Source organism: Arsukibacterium sp., assembly GCF_018402695.1.
In the GTDB taxonomy this organism is placed as follows: domain Bacteria; phylum Pseudomonadota; class Gammaproteobacteria; order Enterobacterales; family Alteromonadaceae; genus Alishewanella.
Genome location: NZ_JAGYIM010000010.1, coordinates 14,963 through 28,902, shown reverse-complemented (window position 1 = coordinate 28,902; position 13,940 = coordinate 14,963). Strand labels below are relative to the sequence as shown.

The 13,940-nt window shown below is 49.4% G+C and carries 12 protein-coding genes and 2 tRNA genes; 2 read left to right on the top strand and 12 right to left on the bottom strand.

Annotation, left to right across the window (positions count from 1 at the left end; genetic code table 11):
• Positions 1–2 precede the first annotated feature (2 nt).
• The 10 genes from nusA to rlmE form a co-directional block, all read right to left on the bottom strand.
• Positions 3–1,499: a transcription termination factor NusA gene (gene nusA, locus KG631_RS04420; protein ID WP_213995667.1), complete on the bottom strand. Its 1,497-nt coding sequence runs from the start codon at positions 1,497–1,499 to the stop codon at positions 3–5.
• Positions 1,500–1,533: 34 nt separating this feature from the next.
• Entirely contained in the window at positions 1,534–1,989 is a 456-nt protein-coding gene (gene rimP / locus KG631_RS04415; protein ID WP_213995666.1) for a ribosome maturation factor RimP, read from the bottom strand.
• A gap of 147 nt (positions 1,990–2,136) precedes the next feature.
• Positions 2,137–2,213: transfer RNA gene (locus KG631_RS04410), tRNA-Met, on the bottom strand.
• A 75-nt stretch (positions 2,214–2,288) separates the two neighbouring features.
• A tRNA-Leu gene (locus tag KG631_RS04405) sits at positions 2,289–2,373 on the bottom strand.
• Between the two features lie 12 nt (positions 2,374–2,385).
• A complete protein-coding gene (gene secG, locus KG631_RS04400) occupies positions 2,386–2,709 on the bottom strand; it encodes a preprotein translocase subunit SecG (protein ID WP_213995665.1) in 324 nt (107 codons plus the stop codon).
• Positions 2,710–2,711: 2 nt separating this feature from the next.
• Positions 2,712–3,449, bottom strand: a complete 738-nt coding sequence (gene tpiA / locus KG631_RS04395; protein ID WP_213995664.1) for a triose-phosphate isomerase — start codon at positions 3,447–3,449, stop codon at positions 2,712–2,714.
• Between the two features lie 120 nt (positions 3,450–3,569).
• Positions 3,570–4,904, bottom strand: a complete 1,335-nt coding sequence (gene glmM / locus KG631_RS04390) for a phosphoglucosamine mutase (protein ID WP_213995663.1) — start codon at positions 4,902–4,904, stop codon at positions 3,570–3,572.
• Positions 4,901–5,740: a dihydropteroate synthase gene (gene folP / locus KG631_RS04385; RefSeq protein ID WP_213995662.1), complete on the bottom strand. Its 840-nt coding sequence runs from the start codon at positions 5,738–5,740 to the stop codon at positions 4,901–4,903. The genes glmM and folP overlap by 4 nt, the downstream gene beginning before the upstream one ends.
• Before the next feature lie 146 nt (positions 5,741–5,886).
• The gene (ftsH, locus tag KG631_RS04380) at positions 5,887–7,809 is read right to left on the bottom strand and encodes an ATP-dependent zinc metalloprotease FtsH (RefSeq protein ID WP_301003604.1); all 1,923 of its coding nucleotides are present in this window, start codon (positions 7,807–7,809) and stop codon (positions 5,887–5,889) included.
• A 56-nt stretch (positions 7,810–7,865) separates the two neighbouring features.
• On the bottom strand, positions 7,866–8,495 hold the full coding sequence (gene rlmE / locus KG631_RS04375; RefSeq protein WP_213995661.1) for a 23S rRNA (uridine(2552)-2'-O)-methyltransferase RlmE: 630 nt from the start codon (positions 8,493–8,495) through the stop codon (positions 7,866–7,868).
• Between the two features lie 82 nt (positions 8,496–8,577).
• On the opposite strand from rlmE, the gene yhbY reads away from it, so the two are divergent.
• Positions 8,578–8,874, top strand: coding sequence for a ribosome assembly RNA-binding protein YhbY (yhbY, locus tag KG631_RS04370; protein WP_213995660.1), 297 nt, complete (start codon positions 8,578–8,580; stop codon positions 8,872–8,874).
• Here the strand turns inward: yhbY and KG631_RS04365 are convergent, their stop codons facing one another.
• Positions 8,875–9,276 carry a hypothetical protein gene (locus tag KG631_RS04365; protein ID WP_213995659.1) on the bottom strand — a complete coding sequence of 134 codons (402 nt, stop codon included), beginning with the start codon at positions 9,274–9,276 and terminating at the stop codon, positions 8,875–8,877.
• A 157-nt stretch (positions 9,277–9,433) separates the two neighbouring features.
• Between KG631_RS04365 and KG631_RS04360 the strand changes: the two genes are divergently transcribed.
• Positions 9,434–11,197, top strand: a complete 1,764-nt coding sequence (locus KG631_RS04360) for a DEAD/DEAH box helicase (protein ID WP_213995658.1) — start codon at positions 9,434–9,436, stop codon at positions 11,195–11,197.
• Here the strand turns inward: KG631_RS04360 and KG631_RS04355 are convergent.
• Positions 11,186–13,891 (bottom strand): DUF2339 domain-containing protein, encoded by a 2,706-nt coding sequence (locus tag KG631_RS04355; RefSeq protein WP_213995657.1) that lies wholly within the window; start codon positions 13,889–13,891, stop codon positions 11,186–11,188. The two genes, KG631_RS04360 and KG631_RS04355, sit on opposite strands and share 12 nt — an antisense overlap.
• Positions 13,892–13,940 lie beyond the last annotated feature (49 nt).

The window sequence follows — 13,940 nt, the reverse complement described above, 5'->3', positions numbered from 1 at the left end:
ACTCAGTTACTTTCACTAAACCAAACAATATTACGCGCCGCCATAATCAGCTCTGCGGCTTTTTGTTCAGTTATATCTGCTATATCTAATAAATCGTCGACACCTAACTCAGCTAAGTCATCCAGGGTGGTAACACCTTTGCTGGCAATAACATAAGCGGTATGGGTATCTAAACCTTCCAGCGCTAACAGCGCTTCAGTCGGTTTGGCGTCTTCCAGCGATTCTTCACTGGCCAGCGCACGGGTGGTCAGTACGGCTTTCGCCCTGCCACGCAATTCTTCTACGATTTCTTCATCAAAACCATCGATTGACAATAATTCGCTGATTGGCACGTATGCCACTTCTTCCAGCGTTGAGAAGCCTTCCTCTACCAACACATCGGCAAAGTCTTCATCAATTTCCAGCGCATCCATAAAGGCCTGGCGTACTTTCTCGGTCTCTTCCTGATGTTTTTTCTTCATATCTGAAACTGACATTACATTCAGTTCCCAACCGGTTAACTGGCTGGCTAAGCGCACGTTCTGGCCATTGCGACCAATTGCCATTGCCAGGTTAGAATCTTCAACCGCAATGTCCATCGAGTGAGCGTCTTCATCCACAATAATAGAGGCCACTTCGGCCGGCGCCATCGCATTGATAACAAACTGGGCATCGTTATCGTCATACAGCACGATATCAACCCGCTCGCCAGCCAGTTCGTTTGACACGCCCTGCACCCGTGAGCCACGCATGCCAACACAGGCACCTACCGGATCTATCCGACGGTCATTACTTTTCACGGCAATTTTTGCGCGAGACCCCGGGTCACGGGCCGCACCGCGAAGTTCAATCATTTCTTCGCCGATTTCCGGTACTTCAATCCGGAACAGCTCCAGCAACATTTCTGGCCGGGCACGACTTAAAAACAGCTGAGCCCCGCGCGCTTCCGGCTTTACATCATATAATAAGGTGCGAATGCGATCGCCCGGGCGATACGTTTCCCGCGGTAACATTTCTTCCCGCGGTAACATCGCTTCAGCATTGTTACCTAAATCTACGATAATACTGTCGCGATTAACCTTTTTAACAATACCGGTGACCAATTCACCTACCTGATCGATATAGGCTTCAACTACCTGAGACCGCTCTGCTTCGCGCACTTTCTGCACGATAACCTGCTTAGCCATCTGGGTGGTGATGCGGTCGAACTCAATAGAGTCGATTTGCTCTTCGTAAAAATCGCCAATTTGTACTTCCGGTGCATCGTATTGCGCAGCAGACAGTGTAATTTCGCGGGTAGGATGTTCCTGCACCGCATCATCTGCGACCACTTCCCAACGCCGGAAAGTCTCATAGGAACCCGTTTTGCGGTCAATATTAACCCGCACTTCAATATCGCCTTCGTTTTTCTTTTTAGTGGCTGCAGCTAATGCAAATTCCAGTGCCTGGAAAATTTTCTCCCGCGGTACTGATTTTTCGTTCGATACTGCATCGACAACCAATAATATTTCTTTTGCCATTGTATCTGCCTCGTTCTGACGCGACCCGAATACCTTAAAAAACCGGTACTACGTTTGCTTTGTCTATATTATCCAGCAGCAAACGATAGGGTTTGCCATCGACTTCCATAACTAACATGTCAGCGTCAATCGCCTGCAACATGCCTTTGAATTTTCTTCTGTTATCTTGTGCTATTGTCAGCTTAACTTCGACTTGCTGACCTATAGCACTTGCAAAATGAGCTTCGGTAAACAGCGGCCTGGCTAAACCAGGTGATGAAACCTCGAGGGTATATTCGGTAGGGATAGGATCTTCAACATCCAGCACAGCGCTGACTTCACGGCTCACCAAAGCACAATTTTCAACGGTAATACCATCGCTATGATCAATATATAGCCGTAACGTGGTATGCCTGCCAGCCCGCAGCAGTTCAATGCCCCATAAATCAAAACCGGCAGCGGTAACTGTCGGGCTCAACAACTCTACCAGTTGTTGTTCTTGTTTAGTCAAAAAGACCTCCGAATACACCAATAAAAAATGGGCATAGCGCCCATTACTGCTTAAAACTGACACGCCAGATACGAAAACGCCCCGAACAAGCGGGGCGAAATAACATCCGAACAACACTCATATCGCCAATGAAATGTTGTTTTGATTTGGTTGCGGGAGCCGGATTTGAACCGACGACCTTCGGGTTATGAGCCCGACGAGCTACCAGACTGCTCCATCCCGCGTCCGTGTAATGGCGCATATTATATAGCGCCTTGCCTGTTACCGCAAGCATTGCATAGCAAAGCCGCGAATATAGTTGGTGCCGAGAGCGGGACTTGAACCCGCACGTCCGAAGACACTACCCCCTCAAGATAGCGTGTCTACCAATTTCACCACCTCGGCAGAAAAGAGAGGTTAGTTTACCGGAATATCACTGTTGTCATCTTTTTTTACCGGCGCTTCTTCCACAGCCGGAACAGACAGATCCCACTCATCGACCGGCGCGCTCTGTTTGGCTGTGTAGTTACCCAGTACAATACTCAGCACAAAAAACAACGTTGCCAGAATAGTGGTGGTTTTGGTTAAAAAATTACCGGTACCCGATGATCCAAATACAGTCGATGATGCGCCAGCACCAAAAGCCGCGCCCATGTCAGCGCCCTTACCATGTTGAATCAATACCAGGCCAATCAAGGCCATAGCCACTAACAAATAAACTACAATAATAATCTCGTACATGCTTAGTCCTTTGCGCTTTGGCAAATTTGCATAAATTCTGAAGGTTTTAAGCTGGCACCGCCAACTAATGCACCATCAATATCGGCTTGAGCAAATAACGCAATGCAATTTGCGGCGTTAACACTGCCACCATATAAAATTTTCACCTTCGCTGCAGCGGCATCATCATACTGCGCCAACTGCCGGCGGATAAACGCATGGGTTGCCTGCGCTTGTTCCGGTGTCGCCGATTCACCCGTACCAATGGCCCAGACAGGCTCATAAGCAATTACTGATTTCACCAGTAATTCGGGGTGCGAAGCATACACCGCCGCTAATTGTTTCGCAATAACCTGCTCAGTATTTTCTTGCTGACGCTCGGTTAACGTTTCGCCAATACAAAGTACTGGCGTTAAACCTGAGCTAACCGCTTGCTGCACTTTCCGGCAAACCAGTTGGTCAGTCTCAGCATAATATTGGCGTCGCTCGGAATGACCTACCAGCACGTAACTCGCGCCAGTCTCTTTAATCAGCCCGGCGCTGAGTTCACCGGTAAAAGCCCCCTCGTTATGCTCGCTTAAATTCTGAGCTCCCAACGCGTAGTGCCGGCTGACCGGAAAGTGCGGCAACAGGGTAGCGGGCGGACAAATCAGCACATCGACTGCTGTAGATAAATTTGCTAACTGCTGCACAACAGCCTCTACCAGTGCCCTGGATCCATTCATCTTCCAGTTGGCAGCGATCAGTTTTTTTGCAGACATAACATTATTTCCTGATTTAAAATCATCGGAATACTAACCAAGCCATGCGCCAAGAACAAGCATTACCAGACTTCTTAGTCGCCAACTGCGGTTATAATGTGCAACCGCAGTTATTGCCAGTTAACTTGCCAGCTTAACCGCCGCAGCAATTTGCTCGGCATAGTCGCGTACCAAGGTAGCATCTTCACCTTCAACCATGACCCGGATAAGCGGCTCAGTACCCGACTTACGAATTAATACCCGGCCTTTACCAGCAAGCAAGCTTTCCACTTCGGCTATTTTTTGTTTGACGTGCTGCTTTTCAAGGGGTGCAGTACCTTTTTCAAATTTAACATTTACCAGAACCTGGGGCATCTTGTGCATGCCATCACATAATTGAGTCAGATTCTCACCGGTTACCAGCATAGCATTAAGTACTTGCAACGAAGCGATAATACCGTCACCGGTGCAGGCATGGTCCAGATTAAGGACGTGCCCCGAGTTCTCACCACCAATTCGCCAGCTTTTCTCGCGCAACAATTCCATAACATAGCGATCGCCCACGGCGCTGCGGGCAAAAGGAATATCCAGCGCCTGCAGCGCCAGTTCCAGCCCAAGATTGCTCATCAGGGTCCCGACTACGCCGCCTTGCAAGGTTTTCTCGCGCTGGGCGCAGCGGGCAATAATATAGACAATTTCATCACCGTCCAGCACCCGACCTTGCTGGTCAACCATCATTACCCGGTCGCCATCACCGTCGTAAGCAATGCCTAAATCTGCTTGCTGCTCCAGCACTGTCTGTTGCAACAAATCGGTATGAGTTGCACCACACTTGTCGTTAATATTGAAGCCATCCGGCTTACAGCCAATCGCGATGACCTCAGCACCAAGCTCTTTAAAAACTGCTGGCGCGATGTGATACGTCGCACCATGGGCACAATCGATTACAATCTTCAGGCCCTTTAGCGATAAGTGATTTTTTAAATGACTCTTACAAAACTCAATATAGCGCCCGGCTGCGTCTTCAATCCGCATTGCCCGGCCCAGCTTCTCCGATGGCTCACAAACCATCGGCTGCTCCAGCTCATGCTCAATCGCCAACTCCACTTCATCGGGTAATTTGGTGCCATCTGCAGAGAAAAACTTAATGCCATTATCGTAATAAGGATTGTGCGAAGCGCTGATAACAATGCCGGCCTCTGCCCGGAAAGTCCGGGTTAAATAAGCCACGGCGGGCGTAGGCATTGGTCCTAACAAACGGACGTCTACGCCGGCAGCAACCAAACCGGCCTCCAGGGCCGTTTCCAGCAGGTACCCTGAAATCCGGGTATCCTTACCAATCAGTACTTTGCGGGTACCTCGGGCCGACAATACCCGACCAGCTGCCCAGCCCAGCTTCATCGCAAATTCCGGCGTGATCGGGAACTCACCGACCCGGCCACGTACTCCATCCGTTCCAAAATACTTTCTGCTCATGCTTTTACTCCATAGTGCACTGCAGTAGCTACCTGCACTGCCTGTACTGATTCTTTTACGTCGTGGACCCGAATTATCCGGGCTCCCTGTAGTGCAGCAATTGTGGCACACGCCAAACTACCTGCCAAACGTTGGTCTATCGGTACATCCAGCAACTGACCAATCATTGATTTGCGGGACATTCCTGCCAAAACCGGATAACCCAGTTTTACCAATTGCGCCAGAGCTGCCAGTAACTGATAGTTATGACTAAGTGTTTTACCAAAACCAAAGCCCGGATCCAGAATAATCTGGTTTTTAGCAATCCCAGCGAATTGGCAGTCCATGGTCCGGCGTTGTAAAAACTTTACTACTTCAGCAACAACATCATCATACTGCGGTTGCTGTTGCATCGTGCGGGGCTGCCCTTGCATATGCATCAGACAAACCGGTACATTTAATTCTGCCGCACATTGCAGCGCCCCATCGCCCTGCAATGCCTGTACATCATTAATCATATCGGCCCCGGCCTTAACCGCTGCTGACATGACACCGGCTTTGCTGGTATCTACCGATATGACACAGTCAAAGCGCTGCCTGATAGCTTCAATGACTGGCACTACCCGATCGAGTTCCTGCTGCAAAGGCACCTCTGCCGCACCAGGCCGGGTAGATTCACCACCGATATCCAGAATCATCGCACCATCTGCCAGCATCTGTTCAGCCTGGCGCAATGCCGCCTCTGGTGATAAATGCTGGCCACCATCAGAAAATGAATCTGGTGTAATATTTAAAATTCCCATCACAACCGGCCGGGATAAATCTAACTGGCGCTGTCGGGGGAGTTGTATCAGCATATTATTGCCCTTAAAAATATTACCTTTAAAAAGGTGACTTCTGAAAACGGAGTTCTGAAAATAACAAACCCCGGCTAGCCGGGGTTTGAAGTATAACCAGAGTATGCTTTCAGTGCATACTGTTAATCCAGCAAATAATGCCTCAATTAATGTAAGTTACCCTCAGAAGGTTTATCGGTAGCAACCGGGCCTTCACTCTCGGTCTTCGCCTTACCGGCGCTATCATCATCGCTGTTGCCCTTGTCACGAGGCTCCCAGTTCTCCGGCTGACGCACTTCACGACGCTCCATCAGATCGTCTATCTGTTTGGCATCTATCGTTTCGTATTTCATCAGCGCATCTTTCATCGCATGCAGAATATCCATATTCTCTTCAATCAGCTTTTTCGCCCGCACATAGTTGCGGTCAATAAACACCCGGATTTCCGCATCAATCGCTTTAACTGTATCTTCCGACATATGCTTATTTTTGCTGACTGAGCGGCCTAAAAATACTTCACCGTCTTCATCAGCATATAATAGTGGACCTAGCTTTTCTGAGAAACCCCACTGGGTGACCATTTTCCGGGCTAACTCGGTGGCGCGTTCAATATCGTTAGATGCACCCGTCGTGACTGATTCAAAGCCATAAATCACTTCTTCAGCAATCCGGCCACCAAACAGTGAGCTGATCATACTTTCTAAATGACGTTTACTATGGCTCACCCGGTCGCGCTCAGGTAAATACATGGTTACGCCCAGTGCCCGGCCACGCGGGATAATACTGACTTTATAAACTGGATCATGATCCGGTACTAAGCGGCCAACAATGGCATGGCCGGCTTCGTGATAGGCCGTAGCCTCTTTTTCCTTTTCGGTCATCACCATCGAGCGGCGCTCTGCACCCATCATGATCTTGTCTTTGGCTTTTTCAAACTCGTCCATCGACACTACCCGGCAATTGCTCCGGGCAGCGAACAACGCGGCTTCGTTCACCAGGTTGGCTAAGTCAGCACCCGAGAAACCCGGGGTACCACGGGCAATAACTGATGGGTCAACACCATCAGCCAACGGTACTTTACGCATATGCACTTTTAAAATCTGCTCACGGCCTTTAACGTCTGGTAAACCTACCACCACCTGGCGGTCAAAACGGCCAGGGCGCAACAACGCTGGGTCGAGGACATCTGGCCGGTTGGTAGCGGCAATCACAATAATACCTTCATTACCGTCAAAACCATCCATCTCTACCAGCATCTGGTTTAAGGTTTGCTCACGCTCATCGTGACCACCGCCTAAACCGGCACCGCGTTGCCGGCCTACCGCGTCGATTTCATCGATAAAGATAATACAGGGTGCGGCTTTTTTAGCTTGCTCGAACATATCGCGAACCCGCGAGGCACCGACACCAACAAACATTTCAACGAAATCTGAACCTGAAATCGTGAAAAACGGCACTTTAGCTTCACCCGCTATGGCTTTCGCCAGCAAGGTTTTACCGGTACCTGGCGGGCCCACCATCAACACACCTTTTGGAATTTTGCCGCCCAGTTTCTGGAAACGTGAAGGGTCGCGCAGATAATCGACCAGCTCAGAGACTTCTTCTTTTGCTTCATCACAACCGGCAACATCTGCAAAAGTGGTTTTAATTTGATCTTCGCCCATCAAGCGCGCTTTGCTTTTGCCAAACGACATGGCACCTTTGCCACCGCCGCCCTGCATCTGGCGCATAAAGAAAATCCAGACCCCAATAAGCAGTAGCATTGGGAACCAGGAAATAAATATAGTGGCCAGCCAGCTGCTTTCTTCTGGCTTAGCACCAATAACCCGTACATCATGGTCCAACAAATCTTTCATTAAACCAGGATCATTTACCGGTAACACCGTTTCAAAACGCTCACCACTGTTGCGTAAACCAGTAATCACACCACTGCGCTCAATCTTGACCTCGCGGATCTGGCCCTGATTTATGTCTTTGATAAACTGGGTGTAACTGGTTTGTCTGTCTGCATTTTCACTGGGGCCGAAGCTGTTAAACACCGACATAAGTACCACTGCGATAACCAACCAGACAATCAGATTTTTTGCCATGTCGCTCAAGGTTATAACCTCATTTTTCGCTTAATAAAAAGTTACCGGCTACTGTACTAAACTTTGAAGCCGGTCGCCACGATATATGTTTCCCGTGACCTGGCGCGGGAAGAATCGGGCTTACGTATTTTAACGGTGGTGAACATGGCTCTGACATCCTTTAAAAAGGCTTCAAAACCGTCACCCTGAAACACTTTGACCACAAAACTGCCATTTTGCTTCAAAACTTTTTGACACATATCCAATGCCAGTTCGATCAGGTACATAGAGCGGGCCTGATCGGTTGTATCATTACCGCTCATATTCGGTGCCATGTCAGATAATACCACATCTACGGTCTTACCGCCGATCCGGCTCAGTAAGGCATTCAACACTGCCTCTTCCCGGAAATCTCCCTGTAAAAACGCCACACCAGCCAGTGGGTCCATCGGCAAAATATCGCAGGCAATTACTGTGCCGTTCTGGCCAACAACCCCTGCCACATATTGCGACCAGCTGCCAGGCGCCGAGCCTAAATCGACCACGGTCATGCCCGGTTTCATCAGCTTATCCTGCTGTTGAATTTCTTCTAACTTAAAAGAGGCGCGGGAACGTAACCCCAGTTTCTGCGCTTTTTGCACAAAGTGATCATCAAAATGCTCCTTTAACCAGCGAGTTGAACTGGCAGAGCGTTTTTTCTTGGTCATGGTACCACTCTTAAATAGTGTTATGCCTGAGATGGCGCTACAATAGGCAAAAATCAAGCTTGAATCTGGATATTCTACCTTTATGAGTTTAACCAATAAACAAAAACAATTTTTAAAAGCCAAAGCTCACGAGCTTAAACCGGTTATTTTACTGGGTGGCAATGGCCTTACAGAAGGCGTTATAGCCGAAATTGAGGTTGCGCTGAGCTTTCATGAGCTAATTAAAATTAAAGTGCCTACCGAAGATCGCGAACAGAAAATATTGATTATGGATGCGATAATCCGCGAAACAAAAGCTGACAAAGTGCAGGTTATTGGCAAAACGCTGGTGCTATACCGGCCAAGCGAAGCAAAGAAAATTCAGTTACCCCGTGGCTGATTAGTTATCTAAAAAGCCGGCTGCCTGTGCCACGCTACGGGCAGTATCTTCGCTATCGGCTGTCTGGCTTATCAGGTTTACTGGCCGGTTACTTACCTCAGTTGCCTTAACAAACTGCCACATTACCACAGCGTTATCCGCATAGATGGTCTGGACATGGGATAAGTTATGTTGAAAACACCAATATGTGTTGTCTTTTAGCAAACTGAATACATCTGCCGGGCTCAGTTGCCAGTTACGAATATCCAGCACCACTGCCCAGGGCCTTGCCATTATGGGCTGCACCAATTGCCGGAATTCCTGCACGTAGTCTTTGGCCGTGCGTGCATTCCAGATACCGTCGGCCCGCACCCACAATACCCGTTGTTCCAGGTTCAGGCTGAATGCTTTTTTATTTTTCATTGGTAACTCCAGTCGACTACCGGTTACTCTATCCTATATGACACAAATCAAAACTCTGACCTGTACTAAAATTGTAAGAATTTATGTATATAGAACTTGGTTATCAACCCTCAGTAGCTCGTCAAATAAGTAAGCTTAACAAGCCCTTGAAGATATCATGCAACTAAGAGACTACCAGCAGCAAGCTGTTGATGCTGCCGTCGCGCACTTTAAACAAAGTGGTCAGTCGGCGGTGATGGTACTACCTACCGGTGCAGGCAAGAGCCTGGTATTGGCCGAGCTGGCCAGAGTAGCCAAAGGCCGGGTACTGATACTTACCCATGTTAAAGAGCTGGTCGCGCAAAATGCCGAGAAAGTAGGCTTGCTTACTACTGCGGGCAGCATTTTTGCTGCAGGGCTGGATCAGAAAGACAGTTCCGCTAAAACAGTTATTGCCAGTGTGCAATCAGCAGGACGAAATCTGGCGCAGTTTAATCAGGCATTTTCATTGCTGATTATTGATGAGTGTCACCGGGTTAGCTTAGATAAAGACAGCCAGTACCAGCAGCTGTTCAGCCATTTAAGGCAACACAATCCAACACTGAAAATACTTGGCCTGACGGCCACGCCCTACCGGCTGGGTGCGGGCTGGATTTATCAGCGTCATTATCACGGCCGGGTAGGCTCAACTGAACTGGCAACTTTCGACTGCTGCATTTTTGATTTGCCACTGCGGCCCCTGATTAATAAGGGGTATTTAGCTAAACCAGTATTACTGGACGGTTTGTCAGCTCAGTATGACTTTAGCTCCCTTACGCCAATGAGTGGTATGGATTACAGCGAACAGCAGATTGAATCGGTTCTGGGCAAAATGGGCCGGGCAACTAAGCTGATTGTTGGCCAGCTCTGTCAGCTGGCTGCCACTAAACAAGGGGTAATTATATTTGCGGCAACGGTTCGCCATGCTGAAGAGGTGCTGGGCCTGCTACAGGAAAATGGCCAGCAAGCTGGCCTGCTTACCGCGACAACGGCTAATGCCGAGCGCGACCAGTTGATAGTCGCCTTTAAAGCAAAACAGCTGAAATTTCTGGTCAATGTCGCCGTGCTTACTACCGGTTTTGATGCACCGCATGTCGATCTTATTGCTATTTTGCGCCCCACTGCGTCGGTCAGTTTATTTCAGCAAATGGTAGGCCGTGGTTTACGTAGTAGCCCCGGTAAAACTCATTGCCTGATCATTGACTATGCCGCCAATGGCTACGATATCTTCTACCCGGAAGTGGGTAGCCCGCGACCAACCAGCAAAGCTGTGCCAGTACAGGTGCCCTGCCCTGAATGCGGATTTGCCAATACCTTTTGGGGCCTGGTCGATAGCGATGGTGATATTATCGAGCACTATGGCCGGCGTTGTCAGGGTTTACTGGAACACATTGCCAACGCTGCTTCCAAACAATGCAGCTACCGCTTCAGAGCCCGGGTTTGTCCGGATTGCGGTGGTGAAAATGACATCGCCGCCAGGGCATGTCAGCACTGCCAGTCGCAGCTTATCGATCCGGATAAACGCTTAAAAGAAGTATTGAGCAAGCAACATCATCATTTATTTCGGTGTCAGCAAATGCAGCTAAGTGATCAGCAAGGCGTGCTGCAGGTGCAGTATCTGGACATCGATGGCAACCCGTTTTACCGTCATTTTAAACTGGATACCGCCGCACAGCGTCGGGCGCTATATGCGCTGTTTGTTTACCCCCACAGCCGCACGCCGGGGCTTAAACCTAAAAACTACCAAACAGCCGGCGAGCTGGTGGCTGATCAGGAAAAATTCCGGATGCCGCAGCTTATTCTGCTAAAAAAACAGGCCAAAGGCTGGCAACAGCTGGACAGCTTTTTTGATTACAGTGGCCGTTATCATAATCCTGCCACTTTTTCAGGTTCAGCTGACTAACCCCGGATCGGTGGTTTGTTCTTTTGCCCGTTGTTGCAACCGTTGGAACAAGCCACTTAACAGCACCAGGCTCAAACCCAGACCAATAAAAGACGCAGCCCGCAACAAGCCACTCAGCTCATTTAAATCAAAAATAAAGACTTTACACACGACAAGCAGCAACAATGCAAAACCTGCTTTGCGCAGAAGCGGCCACTGCTTTAATTCAGCAATAACCACGGTTAGTAGGGCCAACAGCAGAAATATCACAGAATAACTGTAATGTTCGGCATTGCTGGTCGCTAACGCCAGGTTGATGCTTTGTCCCTGCCAGACGTGACGGACACTGCCAATCAGATAAAGCAGCAGCGATACAGTTGCCAGATAGTAGCCGGCAGGCCGGTAAATATTTGCGCGCTGCTGTGCCTCACCCAGACGGGCTAATAACATACACAGCAAAGCGGGCAAACCCCATAGCAGGAGCAATAAGTTAAACACAGGTAGGTTGCCAAGTGACTGCTGACTAAAAAACGGGTTCAGACTGGTATTCAATTGCAACTGAAATAACCCGGCTAATAACAACAGTGCACCGCAAGCCAGGCGGTATAAGCGCTGCAAACTAGCCGCCCGATAACTGCGCCACTGGTAGACCACTGCCAGTAATAGCCAGTTAAAACTATGAACGACCATCGTCGTAAAATTAAGCTGGCTGAAGTTCAGCTGCTCAGCATTGAGCCAGTACTGCGTCTGCACAGTAATAAATACAGCCAGCACATGTAAACATGCGCCTTCCAACACTGCCTGCAGAGCACTGCCACGCCATAACCACCAGCCTGCAACCAGACAGCCCAGGGTTATGGGGTACACCAGCAACGACCAATGCAGGCCCAGCATAGTAATGCCTTCATAGCTGCCAAGCAGCGGCGCCAGCGTCAAGCGTAGTAAAACAATGGCAACTAAGCCTTTTACCAGCCAGGCAGGCAGCGGCAACTTTGCCTTAAAACTGAGCAGCGACATCAGCACCAACTGGGCGGCAATCGCCACGGTCAGAGCGGCGGCTTGCAAATACAGGGTAAAGCAAAGAGTGAGCGCAAAGTTCGCCCCGGCGCTATGAATAAAGGCCAGCGCAGGCAGCCGGCCGCTTTGGGTCAGCGCTCTGGCCAGTAATGCCTGAATTATAACGAGCAGGGCTGCATACAACGTCCAGCCTGACTGTAACTGCTGCTGAATTGTATTATCAGCCAGGTTATAACTAAGCCCTAATAGCAACACCGGCAACACAGCCAGAGCCGCAGACCAATGGAAGCGGCTGGCTAACCAGAACCGCATCAGTAAAGGCATAAACATTAGTGCTAACAACAACTGAATTTGCAACAAAGGACCACTTAACCATTGCAGCAACTCGCCCGAATCTATTGGATTAAGCCACACCCAGCACAGCGTCACAGCACCCGCCAGCCATAGCCACAACTCAGAGCGGCCATCTGTCGCAGCCATCAGGTAAAGCAGCACTATCAAACCGACAACCGCCAGATAGCTGGTCAGGTTGTTAAATTGCCACAAGCAGAACAAGCTTAACAGCAATATTACCAGACCCAGGGCATGCTCACGCAATGGCGGCCACCAGGTGGTAATCGGCCCACTTGCCCATTGTATCCGCTGACCACGCCAGCCGATTCGTGATAGCCACACCAATAAAGCCATACTTAATATCAGAGCAAACCATAACAGCCAAACTTGTGAAACCGGACTGCTGCTAATTGCCACCAGCAACCATAAACAGTGAGCTGCCATTGGCAGATACCACAACCAGGCCCGCCGCACCCGCTGCTCAACTAATACCGATGACGCAGTAACAACGCCGATGTAAAGCAGCAAGGCCACTAAATTGTTGCTGCCGGTATTTACCAGCAGCGGTACAGCATAAGCACCAACAATACCAATAACCGCTAAAATGGGCCCCTGGCGCAGCGAAAACCAGGAAGCACTTACCGCTACCACTGCCAGCAAGCCAAAGGTTAGCCCGGCAGGCAACAACTGATAAAACTGGTACGCCATTAACAAAGCCGCATATAAGGTAATAAAACCGGCACTGGCTAGTGCTGCCGGAATATAATTGTCCAGCGCCTGGCTAAACAGCCGTTTACGATGTAACCATTCGCTGCCAACTACCAGTATTAAACCCATCACAACGCCACTGCCAATGCGCAAAACAGGCGAGAACCAACCAGCGTCCAGCGAATGACGCACCAGAAAAACCCCACCAAACGCCAGCGCTACCCCGCCCAGCCAAACCATACCGCGGTCAATCAACTGCCGCTCCAACCAGCCCAGCCAGTTAGTTCCTGCTGGCTTGCTCTTTGAATCCGCCATATCAATAGTTGTAGTAGCGCTGAGGTTTACGTCAAGTGGTGCAAAAAATTCAGAGGTAGCAGGTTCTGCTGATGTTGCCGCGAGCACAGGCTTATTAGCTGGCTCTTCCTCAGAAATTTCTGAGCCAGGAATGCTGGGGGCAGAGGTGTTAGGGTCTGGGCTAATAACGGCTTTAAAACTTTGCGCAGTCTTATTCTGCAAAGCGGGTTGCAGCCGCTGCAGTTGCACTGCCAACAACGCCAGCTGCTGACGCAAGCCGCTTAGTTGCACTAAGGCAACAATGCCGCATACCGAGCCAACCAGTACCAGCAACACTACTAACACCGCCACTACACTTAACATGCTGCACTTCCCTACATAAAGTTAATCCAGCATAAAAACTGTGCAGCGT